We start from the raw sequence: 17094 nt of genomic DNA, 5'->3' as shown, positions 1-17094 counted from the left end.
TCCGGGCCCGGGCGGGCGGTTCGCGACGCCCGGGCCCGGCGGTCAGTGCGCCGAGAAGCCCCCGTCGACCGGGACCTCGACGCCGGTGACGAACGAGGCCGCCGGTGACGCGAGGAACGCGACCACGCTGGAGATCTCGGAGGGGTCGGCGCCGCGGTCCATGGGGGTCGCCTCACGGACGTAGGACCGTCCCTCGTCCGCGAGCTGCTGGGTCTGCACGGTTCCCGGGGACACGCAGTTCGCGCGGATGCCGACGGCCGCGCCCTCCACCGCGGCGGTGCGGGTCATCCCGACGACGGCCGCCTTGCTCGCCGTGTACGCGACATAGCCGGGATTGCTGTGCAGGCCATAGACGGAGGCGACGTTCACGATGGCGCCGCGGGCGTCGGACAGCAGGGCCCAGCACTTGTTCATCCCGAGGAACACCCCCGTGGTGTTCACGGAGAGCACCCGTTCGAACCGTGCGAGGTTCTCCTCCGGGATCTCCGCCGTGTGGACGATGCCCGCGTTGTTGACCAGGACGTCGAGGGCGCCGTGCGCCTCTTCGAGGTGGGCCGTGAGCGCGTCCCAGTCGGATTCGGACGTCACGTCGTGGTGGCGGTACACGACCTTCAGGCCGCGGCCGGTGAGATCCTCCTGGAGGGCCGCGCCGAGGTCGTCGAGCAGGTCGAGGGCGTAGACGGTGGCGCCCCGCTCGGCGAACAGGGTGGTGTGCGCGGCGCCCTGGCCGCGGGCGCCGCCGGTGACGACGACGGTCCTGCCGGTGAAGTCGGTGGTCATGATCTGGTCCTCTCTCGGGGATGGTCGGTCGGGTGCGGTGGCGTCAGGCGGTGGCGCCGAGGAGGCCCCGGCGGACGCGGGCGACCGTGCCGAGCGTGGACCGGTGCATGGCGTCCCACGCCGGACGCTGGAGTTCGAGGTCGCCGAAGCCCTCGTCGCCCTTCTGGAACTCGCGGACGATCGGTGCGGTGGGGGAGGCCCCCTGCAGTTCGATGAGGTCCCCGATCAGCGCGGCCTGCTGGTCGTAGACCGGCCACTGCGCGCCCATGGGCGCGATGAGCCCCACGAGGAACAGGTTGGAGAGCCCGTCGACGAGGGTGCCGGAGGCCCAGCGGCGCGGCATGTCGTTCTCCCGCCTCATCACGCTCTCGGAGAGGAAGGACGCCTCGTAGCGGAACCCGGTCGCGAGCAGGATCGTGTCGAAGTCGTCGCTCGTCCCGTCGTCGAAGGTCACCGTGGTGCCCCGCACCTCGGCCACGGCCGGGCGGACCCGGACCCGGCCGTGCTGGATCCAGTAGGGGAGGAGGTCGTTGACGATCGAGCGCTGCTTGGTGAGGTCGCGCGACGGGGGCTTCGGCAGCCCGGCGTACTGCTCGGGGCGGCCGACGCTGACCCGGACCAGATAGCGCAGGACGAGCGCCGCGAGCCTCGGCGGGAGCTTCTGGGTGGGCAGTTCGGCGCGCGGGCGGCCCAGGATCGACTTCGGCATGAAGACGAAGCCGTGCCGGATGGAGATGCTCACCTCGTGGCGGGCCTGCGCGGCGTCCACCGCCAGGTCGCAGCCGGAGTTCCCGGAGCCGATGACGAGGACCCGTTCGCCGTCCAGGTCACCGGTGTTGCGGTAGTCCACCGAGTGCAGGACCTTTCCCGCGAACTCGCCCGGCAGTTCGGGCACGTACGGGTGGTGGAGGTGGCCGTTGGCCACGACGACGGCGTCGAACGGCAGGGTCTCGCCCGTGCCCAGCTCCACCTCCCATCCGTTCAAACCGTCGCCGGTGCCGACGGGCCGCACGTCCGCGACGGCCGTCCCGAGCCGGATGTGCCGCAGCAGGTCGAACCGCCGCGCGAACGACTCCATGTAGGCGATGATCTGGTCGCGGCTGGGGTAGGCCGGGTAGTCGGCCGGCTGGGGGAAGCCGCGGAACATCGATGTCGACTTCGGCGTGATGAGGTGCAGTGCCTCGTAGTCGTGGTTCCAGTGGCCGCCGACGCGGTCGTCCCGGTCGAAGCAGGTCACCGCGTACCCGCGTTCGGTCAGTTCGCGCGTGGCGGCCAGGCCGGCCGCTCCCGCTCCGATGACCGCGACGGTGCGAGGGGAGGTGTTCTTCATCAGTGGGTCCCAGTCAGATGTCGAGAGATGCGCGGATGGAGCGGAGGCTGTCGTCGAGGCGGCTCAGCAGGTCGTCGAGCTCGTCGTCGGTCGAGTTGAGGGGCGGGGCGACGATGAGCGCGTCGCCGAGCCCGTCGCCGGCGCACAGCCGCGCGGGGTAGACGAGGAGACCGTGCTCCGCCGCCGCGGCGACCGCGCGCGCCGTGACGTCCAGGGCGGGGTCGAACGGCTCGGTGGTGCCGGGAAGGGTGAACTCCAGCCCCCACATGTAGCCGGTGCCGCGGACGTCGCCGATGATCCCGGCCCGCTCTGCGATCACCCCGAGCTGCCGGCCGAGCCGTTCCCCCCGTTCGGTGACGCGCCGGAGCAGGTCCTCCTCCTCGATGACGGCCAGCGCGGCGAGGCCCACGGCGCAGTTGAGCGGGAAGTTCGTGAAGGTGTGCCCCGCCGCGACGGAGGGGAAGGCGGTGCTGATGCGTTCCCAGACCCGGTCGGAGACGGTGACGCCGCCCAGGGGGGCGTATCCGCCCGCGACGCCCTTGGCGAAGCACACGATGTCGGGGACGGCGGTCGAGTGCTGGAACGCGAACCACCTGCCGGTACGGCCGAAGCCCGACATGACCTCGTCGCAGATCCACAGCACGTCGTGCTCGTCGCACAGCGCCCGCAGCTCCTCGAAGAACCCGGGCGGCGGAACGACCACCCCGGAGGACGAGCCGCCGACGCCCTCCAGCACCACGGCCGCCGTGTGCTCGACGTCGAGGGCGGCGAACTCGGCCCGCAGCCGGGCGATCGCCTCCCGTGCCGCGGTGCTCCCGTCCGGAACGCCGAGTCGGAAGGTCTGGGGCACGGTGATGGTCTGCTCACCGCGCACCAGGGGCCTGAACGCCGACGAGTACCGGGGCTGTCCGCTCAGGTTCATCGCGCCGAGCGTGTTGCCGTGGTAGCTGACCCCGCCCGAGACGAACCGGTGCTTGCCCGGCCGCCCTTCGGCGGCCCAGGTCATATGGGCCAGTTTCATGGCGAGTTCGACGGCCTCCGAGCCGCCGCAGACGAACGAGGACCGTCCGAAGCCGGGGCCGAGCCGGGCGGCCACCTCGACCGCCAGGCGCTCGGCCGGAGCGTTGCGGAACTGGCCGCGGTGCGCGAACACCAGCTCGTGCGACTGGCGGTGCAGCGCGTCGAGCATCGCGGGGTGGCCGTGGCCCAGGTTCGCCGCGAGCGGTCCGGAGGAGCCGTCGATGTAGTCGCGGCCGTCGGCCGTGTGGATGCGTGCCCCCTGCCCCCGGACGGCCAGGGGAAGGACACGGGCCGAGGACGGTATGAGTGCCGCGGGCATGGCGGACCTTTCTCCGGCGGGTGGACCGGAAGTCGAGTGGTGGTTCTGCTGCGGTGGTTCGCCGGACGGGCCGCGGCTCAGGCCGCAGGGTCGACGAAGTGGAGGAAGGAGAAGTCGTGCGACAGGCGGACCTTCTCGCCCGTCCGCGGGACCGAGCCGTATCCCGCGTAGGAGGACCGGACCACCAGGGGCAGCGGGGAGTCCGGGACGGAGACCTCCAGCCGCAGGGTGCCCCCCTGGAACTGGACGTCGGTGACGGTGGCGTCGAAGCCCGGCCCGTCGGTCCGCCCGATCCTGAGGTCTTCGGGGCGGATCACCAGGAGGCGGCCGGTCGCGTCCGTCGCCCGGACGTCCAGAGGGCGGCACGAGCCGTCCGGCGCCACCGGCAGGAGGTTCACCTCGCCGAGGAAGCGGGCGAGGAACTCGGTACCGGGGCGGCAGTACATCTCCTCCGCGGTACCGGCCTGTTCGACCCGGCCGCCGTTCATGACGACGACGAGGTCCGACATCGAGAGGGCCTCGGCCTGGTCGTGCGTGACGCTGATGGTGGTCACGCCCACCTCGCGCTGGATGGCCTTCAGCTCGCTCTGCATGGCCTCGCGCAGTTGCTTGTCGAGGGCGGAGAGGGGCTCGTCCAGCAGGAGGACCTGCGGCCGTGCCGCCAGCGCGCGGGCGAGCGCCACCCGCTGCAACTGGCCACCGCTGAGGGTGGAGGCCCTGCGCTTCTCGAACCCGCCCAGTTTCACCAGTTCCAGCATGTCCGCCACGCGCTTGCCGTGGTCGGTGCCGATGCGCTGCGCGACGAGCGGGAACCGCACGTTCTCACCCACCGTCATGTGGGGGAAGATCGCGTAGTTCTGGAACACGATGCCGAGCTGCCGGGCACCGGGCGGCAGGTCCTTGACGTCCTGCCCGCCGAAGAGGACCTGGCCCCTGTCCGGGGTGAGGAAGCCGGCCAGGACGTTGAGTGTGGTGCTCTTGCCCGATCCGCTCGGGCCCAGCAGCGTCACGAAGCTGCCCTGGGGGACGCGCAGGTTCACGTCCGTGAGGATTCGGGTGCCGCCGATGGACAGGGACAGGTCCTTGATTTCCACGTCGAGGCTCATGTGGTTCTCCTTATGCGCCGTCGGCCCGGACGGGCCGGCCGCGGGCTCCGCCGCCGGCCGGACTCCCGCCGCGACGAGGCGTGTGCTGGGTCAGGAACGGGATCCGCCGGCGCTCACCCTGCGGGTGACCAGCACCGCGAGGGCGACGAGGACGGTCAGCGCGACGACCAGTCCGCTGACCGACGCGAGCAGCGGCGACACGTTCTGGGAGGCCTCCGTGTACAACTTCGCCGGCAGGGTCTCCCGGCCGGGAGGCGAGAGGAAGAGGGCGAGGACGACCTCGTCGAAGCCGAAGGCGAAGGCGAGCAGCCAGCCGGTGAGGATGTTCCGGCGCAGCAACGGGAGTTCGACCTTCCAGACGGTGCGCCACCAGCTCGCCCCCATGCTGGACGCGGCCCGTGCGTACGCCGGGTCGATCTTCGACATGCCGCCGGCCACGGTGAGGAAGGCGATGGGCAGGCAGAGGACCGCCTGTCCGGCCAGCAGCGGCCAGAGGGTGTCGTCCATGCCGAGCGGGATCGCCACCTGGCCGAGGCCGAGGGCGAAGACGATGTACGGCAGCACCATCGGCAGGAAGAACACGGGCCGCAGGACGCGGCCGAATCGCCGGACCCGCGCCAGGCCGAGTGCGGCGAGCGTCCCGACGGCGATGGCCGCGGTCGCCGCCGTCGCGGACACCCGTACCGACGAGGCGAACGCGCGCGTCCAGTCGTCGCCGTCGAAGACCGCCCGGTACCAGCGCCAGGAGAATCCGTCGGGCGGTACCTGGAGGAACGAGCCGGAGGTGAAGGACGCCGGGACGACGATGAGCATCGGGACGACCAGATAGACGGTGATGAGCAGACCGGCACCGACCAGCCACGGCCGCTGACGGCGCATCCCCCGCCGGAGGTTGCTCTCGAGATCGGTGGCGCTCATGTGTTCTCCCACATCTCGCTGATCCGGAACAGGCGCTCCGCCAGCAGATAGAGGGCTCCGACGACCGCGAGCAGGATCGTGCCCATGATCGCCGCGGACTTGAAGTCGAAGATCTCGCCCATCTCGCGGCCGATGAGCGTTCCCATGGTCAGCTGGGTCGGCCCGCCCAGGAACGCCGGCGTCACATAGAAGCTCAGCGAGATCATGAAGACGAGGATCGCGCCCGCTGCGACACCGGACATGATCTGGGGCAGGACCACACGGCGGAAGGTCAGCAGCCCGGACGCGCCCATGCCGCGCGCGGCCTTGAGCTGGTTGGGATCGAGGCCCTGGATCACCGAGTAGGTGAGGAGGACCGAGTACGGCAGCATCACATGGACCATGCCCAGGTACATCGCCGGGGCGGTCTGGAGCAGGTCCAGCGGCCCGTCGAGGACGTGGAGCGTGTTGAGGAGGTCGGCGAGGAGGCCCTTCGGCTGCATCAGGATGATCCAGCCGTAGGTGCGCACCATCAGCGAGATGACGAAGGTCGCGGCGAGCCCGGCGCCGAGCACGGCCCGCACCGCCCCGCGCGTCATCGACAGGGCCAGGGCGAAGACGAGGCCGAGGACGACGCAGATCACGGTCACGACGGCGGCCATGACGATCGTCCTGAGAAGCGCGGCGCGGAACAGGGGGTCCTGGACGGTGCTCAGGAAGGTCACGTCGCTCTCGTCGGAGAACGCGGTCCTGAGCACGAAGAACAGCGGGACGACCAGGCAGCCCGTCAGGAACAGGAGGGGGACGGCGAGCAGCGGCGGGGCTCCCCGGCCGAGCCCGAAGCGCCGGGTGCGGGTGGGGGCCGGGGCGGGGGCCGGCGGCCGGGCGGAGGGCCCGGCCGCCGTCGTGACGGCGTCCATGCCGGTACGGGTCACTTCGCGACCCAGGCCGAGTAGCGTTTGATGTACTCGTCGGTCTGCGCCGCGAGCGCCACGGTGTCCACGGTGACGGCGAGCGCCTCGTGCTCCGGTGTGCCCGGCAGTTCGGCGGCGACCTCCGGGTCGATCAGGTCGTAGGCCGCCTTCATGGTCGGGCCGTAGTAGGTCTTCTCGGCGAACGCGGCCTGGCGCTTCGGGTCCTGCATGAGGGCCAGCAGCTTGGCCGTCTCCTCGGTGTTGGGCGCGCCCTTGGGTATCGTCAGACCGCTCCAGGGGTAGAAGATGTTCTGCTCCCACATGAGGGCGATGTCGGGGTCCTCCTTCGCCAGCACCGCGGCGCGGCCGTTGGGCAGCAGCGCCATGTCGACGCTTCCGGCCTGGAGCCCCTGGGTGACGGCGGCGTAGGAGTCGTAGATCGTCATCGCCGGCTTGAGCTTGTCGAGCTTGCCGAAGGCGCGGTCGAGGTCGAGCGGGTAGAGGTCCGCCTCCCGGGCGCCGTCGGCGAGGAGGGCGGCCTCCGCGGTGGCGATGTAGTAGTTCGGCCAGCCGCGCTTGCCGGGGAACTTCTTGGTGTCCCAGACGTCGGCCCAGGAGGTGGGAGCGGTCTTGAACGCCGACTTCCGGTACGTCAGCACGAAGCTCTGGGTGTACCCGCCGGCCGAGTAGTCGCGGTACTTCCCGGTCACGGCGTCGCTGCGCGGCACGCTGGGCGGCAGCTTCTGGACGAGGCCGCGGTCGGCCAGGCTCACCACGGCGAAGCCGTCGGCGTCGATCGTGTCCCACTGCGACTTGCCGGCCTTGGCCATCGCGATGTACCGGGCCATGTCGGCGTTGGCCGTCACGACCTTGATGCCCGTCTCCTTGGTGAAGTCCTTGAAGTAGGCCGCCTTGAAGCCCTCGTCGGTGACACCGCCGTAGTCGGCGAAGACCACCTGCCCGCCACCGGAACCGCTGTCGGAGCCGCTGCCGCACGCCGCCAGCAGCGGCGCGCCGACCGTCATGCACGCGCCCAGGGCGAGTGCGCGGATCCAGCGGGGCCTTCTACTTCTGAGGAGAGCCATGGGAAGTCCTTCGTTCAGGTTCGTCTGTGCTTGGTGGGGCGGATACGGCTGTGCGCGTACGGGTTCACTCGGATTCGGCGAGGGAGGGGGCTTCCAGGGCGCTGCGGCGCAGCGTCACGGTCTGCCCGGTGAGCAACGGGATGCCGCCGTCCCGCGTCAGGCCGACGCAGGCCCGGGCGATCTCGGCGGGGTCGGAGGCGTCGGCGGGCAGGTTGTCCCGGCCGCCGTTGAGTTCGATCACCCGGTCCGTCGCGATGTAGCCGGGCGCGATGCCGACGACGCGGATGCCGCGACCGGCGAGTTCCCCGGCGATGCCCGCGGTCAGGTTGATGACGGCGGCCTTGGAGGCGCTGTAGAGGACGGACTTGGCGAGGGGCGTGATCCCGTCGACCGAGGAGACGGTGACGAGCGTGTTGCGGGCCGACGGGTCCGCCACCGAGGCGAACGACTGGGCGGCGAGGAGCGTGCCGAGGACGTTCACGTCGAAGATCGCGCGGTAGGTCTCGGCGGTGGCGTCGCCGAGGGTCGAGCGGGGGTATATCCCGGCGGCGGTCACACAGACCGTCGGGGCCCCCAGCGCCGCCCGGATCTCGGTGAACGCGGTGGAGACCGCTGCCGGGTCCGTCAGGTCCGCCTTCCACGCCGTGACCCCGTCGGGCGGCTCCTCGTCCCGGACGTCGATGCCGGCGACCCGGTGGCCGGCCTCGGCGAAGGCGGAGGCCAGCACGCGGCCCAGGCCGCTCGCGGCTCCGGTGATGACTGCGACGCTCATTCGTCTTCCTTCTTCTGGAGTTGGGCGGAGAGGGTCCTGATGTGGCGTCGGAGACCGGACTCGACGGCCCGCTGCGCGGCGTCCTCGTCGCGGCCCTCACAGGCGGCGATCAGGTCGCTGTACTCGGCGGCGCTCGTCGCCCGGTCGAACACCTCGCCGATCGCGGCCCGCGAATAGCGTTCGACGAGCCGGCCGTGTTCGAGGATCAGGTCGACCAGTCGCGGCATGTCCGATCCCCGGTAGCAGACGAGGTAGCCCTGCCACTCGAGGGCGATCAGCTCCTCCAGGCTTAAAGCGCCGGTCCGCAGCTTCTCCAGTACGGCGCGCATCTCCGTGATCACGGACGGGTCAGCACGCCGCGCGCACGTCCGGGCCGCGAGCACCTCGATCGCCATGCGGATCTCCTGCAGTTCGAGGAACGCGTCGAGTTCGAGGGGCTCGACCGTCGCGCCCTTGTTGGGCCGGTAGACCACCAGCCCCTCGCCGCTGAGACGTTTCAGCGCCGAACGCACCGGCATGGTGCTGACCTGGAGCTCCTCGGAGAGGGGGATGAGGAGGAGCTTCGAACCGGGGGCGTATTCGGCACGGACGATCCGGTCCCGGATCAGTTCGTAGACCTGGCTCTCGATCGATCGCACCTCCTGACGGAGGGGAGACGTGTGGGTCATGACAGCGATGATCTTTGATCAAATATCTCCTGGCAAGGGGTCGGACGCCCGTTATCAACTCTTGACCTGACCCCGTCCGGTGCCCGGCTTCCCGGCCCGGGCCTCTCGGCACTGTTTCCGCGGGCGGGCACGGCGCCGTACGAGGCGGGCCTCCCGGCGGGCGGCGGCACCGCGCCGGAGAAGCGCTTCGGCCGAGGACCCGTCGAGTGCCCGGCGGCTCGACCCGCCGCCGGCCGAGGTGCTGTCGGAGCGGGCAGGTCGTCCACGTCTGCCACTTCCCGGCCATGGACGACGGTCCGGAACATGCTCGGCCGGTCGGCCCGGCGGCCGGACGGCCCGCGGCGTTCCGGAGCCGCTCCGGAACGGCACGCACACCGCCGGGGCGGGGACCGTCCGGGACGAGGCCCCGGCGCCGGAGGGCGGGGCCGGGTACTACAACCGGGCCGGAGCGCCGGAGGACATGGTCCAGGACCCTCCGCCGGGACCGCTCCGCCCGGTGGCCGTGGACGGCCCGTCACCCTCGGGAAGGGCGACCCGCGCGACCGGAGGGCCGACGTCCCGCCCGTTCCGGGCCGCGTCCCGTCGCGCCATCCCGCGCCGAGCCCCGTGCCCACCGGGGACACGGCGGACGGGAGGGACCCTCAGGGCTCCTCCCCCCGTGTTCCCGGTGGGCACAGGGCCGTGCCCGGGCGCAGGTTCCACCGGCCCGACCGGCCGGTCAGCACCGTCACCGTCAGGGGGAGCACGTCCAGTCGCCAGAACACCTGGGGCGGCGCGCCCAGCGCCCGGGTCACCGCGGCCCGCACGACATCGGGCTCCACCACCGCGAGGACCCGGCCGTCCGACGCCCCCACCCCGGTCAGCCAGTCCCCGACCCGCGCGCACAGGCCCGCCAACGGCTCGCCCCCGTGCGGCGCCGACTCCGGATCGCCCAGCCAGCGGGCCACCGCCCCCGGGTCCGCCCCGGTGACCTCGTCGAGGGTGCGGCCCCGCCAGGCACCGACGTCCAGCGGGCCGAGCGCCGCCACCTCCTCGCCCGCGAGCCCGAGCGCCGCCGCCGTCTCCCGTGCCCGTGCCGTCGGCGAGACCACCACCCCGGAGGCGGACGGCAGCGACCGCGCGGCGCGCTCCGCCAGGGCGCGGCCGGCCGCGTCGAGCGGCGCCCCGTCGTCGAACCGGGCCTGCCGGGCCGAGGAGTTGAGCGCGGGCGCCACCAGGAACACACGGCTGGTCAAGAGGGCCCCTCCCTGTCGGAGCCGTTCCGGGACGCCGCGCCGGCGCGGCGCCGGAAGGGCGTGAACCGCCGCGAACATAGCATCACCGGAAGGGGGTTGACTTCGAGTGCGCTCCAGCCCGGAGACTCCTTCCGTGCCCGGAGGACCGGGCCGGAGAAACACGGAGGAACCGCCATGAAGTACCGCGTCATCGGCACCGACCCGGCACGCCGGCGCGAGGTGAGCGTACTGGCCCTCGGCGCGATGCTGTTCGGGTCGTTCACGGACGAGCGGACCGCGTTCGCGCTGCTGGACCGCTACGTCGAGGCAGGCGGCACCCTCATCGACACCTCCGACAACTACGCCTACTGGCACGACGGCGGTCAGGGCGGGCAGAGCGAGGAACTGCTCGGCCGCTGGCGGCGCAGCCGGGGCGTCGGCGACGAGGTCCTCATCGCCACCAAGCTCGGCGCCCGCCCCCTCGCCCCCGGCACCGGCTTCCTCGACAACCCGGAGGGCCTGTCGGCCGGGACCATCCGCGAGGCCGCCGACCGCAGCCGCGAACGGCTCGGCGTGGAGCGGCTGGACCTGCTGTACGCCCACATCGACGACCCCACCGTCCCCCAGGAGGAGACCGTGGAGGCCTTCGGCGCCCTCGTCGCGGAGGGCACCGTCGGACTGCTCGGCGTCAGCAACCAGGCCGCCTGGCGCGTCGAGCGGGCCCGCGCCCTGGCCGCCGCGGCCGGACTGCCGGGCTACGAGGTGCTCCAGTACCAGCACAGCCTGCTGCGCCCGCGCTTCGACGTGCCCAGCGGACTGTTCCCGGACGGCAGCCTCGGCCACGCGGGCCCGGACCTGATCGGCTATCTGCGGGCCGTGCCCGGCCTCACGCTCGTCGCGTACTCGCCCCTGCTGGCCGGGGCCTACGTCCGCGAGGACAAGCCGCTGGCGCCGGACTACGACCACCCGGGCACCCCGGCCCGGCTCGCGGTGCTCCGGGACATCGCCCGGGAGACCGGGGCCACCGCCAACCAGGTCGTCCTGGCCTGGCAGATCGGCGCGGAACTGCCCATCGTGCCGCTCGCCGGGGCCTCGACGACGGCCCAGCTGGAGGAGAACCTCGCGGCGGTGGACCTGGAGCTGACCGCCGACCAGCGGGCCCGGCTGGACGCGGCCCACTGACCCGCGGGCTTCGGTGGCGGCCCCGGCCCGGGCACCCGCGGCCCACGGGGGTGGACGCGGGCGGCGGGGCTCCGGGGGCGCCAAGGCCGGGCGGAGGGCGGTGCGGGCGCGTGAACGCCGGGTGCCGGTACGCGGGAGGGGCCGCGCGGACCGGGCGGCCCCTCCGCCCGCCGCGTCAGAGATGGCGCCGCCGGGCCGCGGCCTCCCGATCGTAGCGCTCGCGCGCGGCGGTGGTGGACGGCAGCGCGGACACCTCCGCGACCGGCACGTCCCACCAGGCGTGTGCGCCGGGGGCCGCCGGGTCCGGCGCCGTCTCGACGTACACGCAGGTCGGCCGGACCGCCTCGCGTGCCGCCGCCAGGGCCTCGCGCAGCTCCCGCACCGTGCGGGCGCGCAGCACCGCCATGCCCAGGCTGGCCGCGTTGGCGGCGAGGTCGACCGGCAGCGGCGCCCCGGTGAACGAGCCGTCGGCGGCACGGTGGCGGAAGGCGGTGCCGAAGCCCCCGGCGCCCACCGCCTCCGACAGCCCGCCGATGGAGGCGTAGCCGTGGTTCTGCACCAGCACCAGCCTGAGCGGCAGGTCCTCCTGGACGGCGGTCACGATCTCGGTCGGGTTCATCAGATAGGTGCCGTCCCCGACCAGCGCCCACACCGGCGCTCCCGGCGCCGCCTGGAGCACCCCGAGGGCGGCCGGGATCTCGTAGCCCATGCAGGAGTAGCCGTACTCCACGTGGTACTGGTGCGGGGACCGGGCCCGCCAGAGCCGGTGCAGGTCCCCGGGGAGCGAACCGGCCGCGTTGACCACCACGTCCTCGTCGCCCACCACCGAGTCGAGCGCCCCGAGCACCTGCGTCTGGGTCGGCACCCCGCTCCCGTCGCCGGCGGCGAAGGCGGACACCACCGTCTCCTCCCAACGGGCCCGGCCCGCCCGGTACTCCGCCTCGTAGACCGGCGCCACCCGGTGCCCGGACAGCCCCTCGGCCAGCGCGGTGAGCCCCGCCCGCGCGTCGCACACCAGCGTCCGCGCGGCGAGCTTGTGGGCGTCGAAGGCGGTGATGTTGAGGTTGAGGAAGCGGACGTCCGGGCGCCGGAACAGCGTCCCGGAGGCGGTGGTGAAGTCGGTGTACCGGGTGCCGACCCCGATCACCAGGTCGGCGGTGCGGGCCAGTTCGTCGGCGACGGCGGTGCCGGTGTGGCCGATGCCGCCCATGTCGGCCGGGTGGTCGTGGCGCAGCGAGCCCTTCCCGGACTGGGTGGAGGTGACGGGGATGCCGGTGGCGTCCGCCAGGACCCGCAGCGCCGACTCGGCCCCGCTGTGCCGCACCCCGCCGCCCGCGACGATCAGCGGCCGTGCCGCGGACCGCACCGCCCTCACGGCGTAAGCGAGTTCGGCGGGATCGGGTGCGGGGCGGCGCACCCGCCAGACCCGGTCGGCGAAGAACTCCGCGGGCCAGTCGTGGGCCTGGGCCTGGACGTCCTGGGGGAGCGCGAGGGTCACCGCGCCCGTCTCCGCGGGGTCGGTGAGCACCCGCATCGCGGCCGGGGCGGAGGCGAGCAGCGCCTCGGGGCGGGTGAGGCGGTCGAAGTAGCGGGACACCGGCCGCAGCGTGTCGTTGACGGAGACGTCGGCACCGACCGGGTGTTCGAGCTGCTGGAGCAGCGGGTCGGCGGGGTGCGCGGCGAGGTAGTCGCCGGGCAGCAGCAGGACGGGCAGCCGGTTGACGGTGGCGAGCGCGGCCCCGGTGACGAGGTTGGTGGCGCCCGGACCGATGGAGGTCGTCACCGCCTGCGCCGACAGCCGGCCGAGCCGCCGCGCGTACCCGACGGCCGCGTGCACCATGGCCTGTTCGCTGCGGCCCTGGTGGAACGGCAGCAGCCCGGCGTACTCGACGAGGGCCTGGCCGAGCCCGGCCACGTTGCCGTGGCCGAGGATGCCCCAGACGCCGGTGACCGACCGGTGCCGCACGCCGTCGCGTTCGGTGTACTGGGCGGCCAGGAAGCGCACGAGGGCCTGGGCGGTGGTGAGCCGGTGGGTGGCGGTGCTCATGCGGGACGCTCCGGTGCGCTGTAGAGGGGGAGCCGGGGGTCGGCCGGGGTTCCGGGCCAGGTGTCGCGGACCCAGGCGTGGTCCGGGTGGTCGCGGATCCGCCAGGCGCGCTCGTCGACGGGCCCGGCCATCACGTTGAGGTAGTACATGTGGTGGCCGGGCACGGCCATCGAGGGCCCGTGCCAGCCGTCCGGGACCAGCACCACGTCCCCGTCGCGGACCTCGGCCAGCACGTCCGTCCCCCCGCCCGCCCCGGACGGGCTGACCCGCTGGTAGCCCAGGCCGGGGACGCCGTCGTGGGCGGCGAACTCGAAGTAGTAGACCTCCTCCAGCTGCGACTCCTCGCCGGGGCGGTGCCGGTCGTGCTTGTGGGGCGGGAAGGAGGACCAGTTGCCGCCGGGGGTCAGCACCTCGACGGCGATCAGCCGGTCGCAGGGGAAGGCGTCGGCCGCGGCGAAGTTGTTGACCTGCCGCGAGCAGTTGCCGGAGCCCCGCAGCTCGACGGGCACCCGGTGGGCGGGGCCGCGGCGGGCGGGCAGCCGCCGGGCGCAACGGGCCCCGGCGAGCGCGAACCGTCCGCCGCCCTGCGAGGCCACGGTGGTGCGGGCGTCGCGGGGCACGTAGGCGAAGTCGCTCACCCCGTCGAAGACGCTGTCGCGGCCGGTGAGCCGGAAGGTCCGCGGCGCGTCCGGCCCGGCTCCGGCGGCGGGCCCCGGACGGGCGGCGTCCGGGGGAGCGCCGGGCCCGGGGGCGGCCACCGCGGGAGCGGTCCCGGAGGTCTCCGCCGGTGTGACGTTCCCGGGGGCGGTGTCCGCCGGGTCGGCGGCGGGCCCGCCGGTGGCCGGTCCGGTCGTGACCGTGCAGCCGCCGCTGAGCGGGAGGACGATCCACTCGCTCCCGCCGCTGTCGAAGCTGTGGCTGCCGCCCGGCGGAAGGCGGATCACCCGCAGGGACGCATGGCCCCAGCCGGCCGTACGGGGCGTCACGTCCACGAGATACGGGCCGCTCGCGGCGCTGCCCGCGGGGAGGTGGTGCGTCATCGGTCCTCTCCTCGGTCACGGCGGGACGGGGGCCGCGGCCGCGGCCCCTTGCGCACCGGCCCGGTCCGGGCGGCGCGGTGCCCCGCCCCCACCATGCCCTGTGCCGCCGCCGCGGCGGCATGGCGGGGCCCTCCCGGGCGGGTCCCGGAGGGGCTCCCCCGTTGGGTCCGGCGCGCGGCGAGGGGACGGGCACCGGTGGGGCGCCGTCACGGCGGGGCGTCACGGCGCGGTGCGGCCCGCTCGCGGGGTGCGGGTCGCGGTGCGTCATGGCCCCGTCCGCCGGCGCTTGTCACGGCGCGCCGCGGCCCCTCCGCCGGTGCGCGTCACGGCGCGGCGTCCGCGAGGAGGCCGTCGATCTCCGCCTCCGTGGGCATCGCGGACGAGCAGGCGAGCCGCGAGGCGACCAGCGCGCCGGCGGCGTTGGCCCGGCGCACGGTCCGCTCCAGGTCCCAGCCGGAGAGCAGCCCGTGGCAGAGCGAGCCGCCGAAGGCGTCGCCCGCGCCCAGCCCGTTGACGACCTCCACCGGCACCGGTGGCACCTCGACGGTCCGTCCGTCCCGGTGCGCGGCCAGCACCCCCGCCGGCCCCCTCTTGACGACGGCCAGCTCCACCCCCGCCGCCAGCAGCGCCTCGGCGCAGGCGCGCGGCTCGCGCAGCCCGGTGGCGACCTCGCACTCGGCGACGTTGCCGACGGCGACCGTCGCGTGCCGCAGGGCCCGCGCGTAGTACGGCCGGGCGTCGTCGGGGCTGCTCCAGAACATCGGCCGCCAGTCCAGGTCCAGGACGGTGGTGCCGGACTTCGCGCGGTGGGCGAGCGCCTCCAGCGTCGCCGTACGGCTCGGCTCCTCGCTCAGACCGGTGCCGGTCACCCAGAACACCCGGGCCGCCCGGATCGCCCCGAGATCCAGCTCCCCGGGGTGGATCTCCAGGTCGGGGGCCTTGGGGCGGCGGTAGAAGTAGAGGGGGAAGTCGTCCGGCGGGAAGATCTCGCAGAAGGTCACCGGGGTCGGGTAGGCGGCGACCGCCCGCACCCAGCGGCCGTCCACGCCGAACTCCGCCAGTGCGCGGCGCAGATATCCGCCGAACGGGTCGTCACCGGTGCGGGTGATCAGCGCGGCGGAGCGGCCCAGCCGGGCGGCGGCGACGGCCACGTTGGCGGCCGAGCCGCCGAGGAACCGGCCGAACGTCTCCACGTCGGCCAGGGGTACACCCGTTTGCAGGGGGTAGAGATCGACTCCGACCCGTCCCATCGTGATCAGATCGAAGACCTGCGCTGACTCGGTCATGTACGGGGCTCCTCGGACCGGGCGGTGGCTGCCGTCCCTCCAGTAGGTCCCCCGGAAGGGCCCGGTCGACGCCGGGCGGCGGCGACCTGATCCGTCCGGGGGGTCCCGGCCCCGTCCGTCGCACGCCGAAGGGAAGCCCCGACATGTCCTCCGCCCTGGACCGCATCCGCGTCGGCTCGGCGCCCGACTCCTGGGGCGTCTGGTTCCCCGACGACCCCCGCCAGGTCCCCTGGGAACGCTTCCTCGACGAGGTCGCGGAGGCCGGCTACGCGTGGATCGAACTGGGCCCCTACGGGTACCTCCCCACCGATCCGGCCCGCCTCGCCGACGAGGTCGCCCGGCGCGGACTGCGGGTCTCGGCGGGCACCGTCTTCTGCGGACTCCACCGGGGCCCCGCCGCCTGGGACGAGGCGTGGGAGCAGGTCCGCCGGGTCGCCGCCCTGGCCCGCGCCGTGGACGCCCGGCACCTCGTCGTCATCCCCTCCTTCTGGCGCGACGACCGGACCGCCGAGATCCTGGAGCCGCCCGAACTGACCGCCCGGCAGTGGACCCACCTCGCCCGGGGCATGGAGCGCCTGGGCCGCGAGGTCCGGGACGCCTACGGGCTGGAGGCCGTCGTCCATCCGCACGCCGACACCCACATCGACACCGAGGAGCACGTCACCCGCTTCCTGGACGCCACCGACCCCGGTCTGGTCGGCCTCTGCCTGGACACCGGCCACTACGCCTACTGCGGCGGCGACAGCGTCGAGCTGATCCAGACCTACGGCGAGCGCCTCGGCTACCTCCACCTCAAGCAGGTCGACCCGGAGATCCTCGCCGGGGTCCGGGCGGAGGGCGTGCCCTTCGGCCCGGCCGTGGCGCGCGGGGTGATGTGCGAGCCGCCGTCCGGCGTGCCCGACCTGGGGCCGGTGCTCACGGCGGCCCAGGGACTCGGGATCGACCTGTTCGCCATCGTCGAGCAGGACATGTACCCCTGCGACCCGGAGTCACCCCTGCCGATCGCGGTCCGCACCCGCCGCTTCCTGCGCTCCTGCGGGGCGTGACGGAAGGACCACGGCGAACAGCGCGTCCGCCACCGTGCCGGTGGCGGCGCCCGGCGTGATCCGTGGGACGCCGCGCACCCGGTGCCGTCCGGCGACCCGGACGACCCGCCGGTCGGCCCAGGGGCGGGCGGACACGATCCACCCGGGGCCGCGGGGCCGCGGGGCTCGGGCGGGAGCGGGAGGGCGGGCGCGTGGAGGACGAGGCCGCTGTCCACGCGGCGACGCCGTCCGGGTCGGAACCGCCCGGGGCGACCGGGCGTGGTCGCGTCCGGCCGCCGGTGCGGACACTCCGTCGCCCCACCCCGGCCGGGGGCCCGATGCCGCCTGCGCATGGGGTAGGGTTTGGCCTGCGTGATCACACGGAGTCCGGGGCCCGGCCCCGCCGCCG

General features: G+C 73.8%; 15 protein-coding genes. 2 read left to right on the top strand and 13 right to left on the bottom strand.

Annotated features, from left to right (window positions below; genetic code table 11):
- Positions 1 to 42 precede the first annotated feature (42 nt).
- From GTY84_RS25285 to GTY84_RS25240, 10 genes are all read right to left on the bottom strand, one after another.
- On the bottom strand, positions 43 to 780 hold the full coding sequence (locus tag GTY84_RS25285; RefSeq protein WP_161228705.1) for an SDR family NAD(P)-dependent oxidoreductase: 738 nt from the start codon (positions 778 to 780) through the stop codon (positions 43 to 45).
- A gap of 43 nt (positions 781 to 823) precedes the next feature.
- Positions 824 to 2110, bottom strand: a complete 1287-nt coding sequence (locus GTY84_RS25280) for an FAD-dependent oxidoreductase (RefSeq protein WP_161228704.1) — start codon at positions 2108 to 2110, stop codon at positions 824 to 826.
- 13 nt (positions 2111 to 2123) lie between these two features.
- Positions 2124 to 3449, bottom strand: a complete 1326-nt coding sequence (locus tag GTY84_RS25275) for an aminotransferase class III-fold pyridoxal phosphate-dependent enzyme (RefSeq protein WP_161228703.1) — start codon at positions 3447 to 3449, stop codon at positions 2124 to 2126.
- Between the two features lie 77 nt (positions 3450 to 3526).
- Positions 3527 to 4555: an ABC transporter ATP-binding protein gene (locus GTY84_RS25270; RefSeq protein ID WP_161228702.1), complete on the bottom strand. Its 1029-nt coding sequence runs from the start codon at positions 4553 to 4555 to the stop codon at positions 3527 to 3529.
- A gap of 90 nt (positions 4556 to 4645) precedes the next feature.
- Positions 4646 to 5473 (bottom strand): ABC transporter permease, encoded by an 828-nt coding sequence (locus GTY84_RS25265; RefSeq protein WP_161228701.1) that lies wholly within the window; start codon positions 5471 to 5473, stop codon positions 4646 to 4648.
- Positions 5470 to 6372: an ABC transporter permease gene (locus tag GTY84_RS25260; RefSeq protein WP_161228700.1), complete on the bottom strand. Its 903-nt coding sequence runs from the start codon at positions 6370 to 6372 to the stop codon at positions 5470 to 5472. The genes GTY84_RS25265 and GTY84_RS25260 overlap by 4 nt, the downstream gene beginning before the upstream one ends.
- 11 nt (positions 6373 to 6383) lie before the next feature.
- A complete protein-coding gene (locus tag GTY84_RS25255) occupies positions 6384 to 7391 on the bottom strand; it encodes an ABC transporter substrate-binding protein (protein ID WP_161228699.1) in 1008 nt (335 codons plus the stop codon).
- A 124-nt stretch (positions 7392 to 7515) separates the two neighbouring features.
- The gene (locus tag GTY84_RS25250) at positions 7516 to 8223 is read right to left on the bottom strand and encodes an SDR family oxidoreductase (RefSeq protein WP_161228698.1); all 708 of its coding nucleotides are present in this window, start codon (positions 8221 to 8223) and stop codon (positions 7516 to 7518) included.
- Positions 8220 to 8891 (bottom strand): GntR family transcriptional regulator, encoded by a 672-nt coding sequence (locus GTY84_RS25245; RefSeq protein ID WP_161228697.1) that lies wholly within the window; start codon positions 8889 to 8891, stop codon positions 8220 to 8222. Before GTY84_RS25245 ends, GTY84_RS25250 begins: the two co-directional genes overlap by 4 nt.
- Positions 8892 to 9532: 641 nt before the next feature.
- Positions 9533 to 10126: a histidine phosphatase family protein gene (locus GTY84_RS25240; protein ID WP_161228696.1), complete on the bottom strand. Its 594-nt coding sequence runs from the start codon at positions 10124 to 10126 to the stop codon at positions 9533 to 9535.
- Positions 10127 to 10300: 174 nt separating this feature from the next.
- Here GTY84_RS25240 and GTY84_RS25235 point away from each other — a divergent pair, with 174 nt between their 5' ends.
- Positions 10301 to 11287, top strand: a complete 987-nt coding sequence (locus GTY84_RS25235) for an aldo/keto reductase (RefSeq protein WP_161228695.1) — start codon at positions 10301 to 10303, stop codon at positions 11285 to 11287.
- A 175-nt stretch (positions 11288 to 11462) separates the two neighbouring features.
- Here GTY84_RS25235 and iolD read toward each other — a convergent pair whose 3' ends face one another.
- From iolD to iolC, 3 genes are all read right to left on the bottom strand, one after another.
- Positions 11463 to 13334 (bottom strand): 3D-(3,5/4)-trihydroxycyclohexane-1,2-dione acylhydrolase (decyclizing), encoded by a 1872-nt coding sequence (iolD, locus tag GTY84_RS25230; RefSeq protein WP_161228694.1) that lies wholly within the window; start codon positions 13332 to 13334, stop codon positions 11463 to 11465.
- Entirely contained in the window at positions 13331 to 14374 is a 1044-nt protein-coding gene (iolB, locus tag GTY84_RS25225) for a 5-deoxy-glucuronate isomerase (protein WP_237532649.1), read from the bottom strand. Before iolB ends, iolD begins: the two co-directional genes overlap by 4 nt.
- A 323-nt stretch (positions 14375 to 14697) precedes the next feature.
- Positions 14698 to 15660: a 5-dehydro-2-deoxygluconokinase gene (gene iolC / locus GTY84_RS25215; protein WP_161228693.1), complete on the bottom strand. Its 963-nt coding sequence runs from the start codon at positions 15658 to 15660 to the stop codon at positions 14698 to 14700.
- Positions 15661 to 15803: 143 nt separating this feature from the next.
- Here iolC and GTY84_RS25210 point away from each other — a divergent pair, with 143 nt between their 5' ends.
- Positions 15804 to 16706 carry a sugar phosphate isomerase/epimerase gene (locus GTY84_RS25210; RefSeq protein WP_161228692.1) on the top strand — a complete coding sequence of 301 codons (903 nt, stop codon included), beginning with the start codon at positions 15804 to 15806 and terminating at the stop codon, positions 16704 to 16706.
- Positions 16707 to 17094: the final 388 nt, after the last annotated feature.

This window comes from Streptomyces sp. SID8352 (assembly GCF_009862265.1).
Taxonomy (GTDB): Bacteria; Actinomycetota; Actinomycetes; order Streptomycetales; family Streptomycetaceae; genus Streptomyces.
This window is presented reverse-complemented; position numbering and strand designations above follow the sequence as displayed.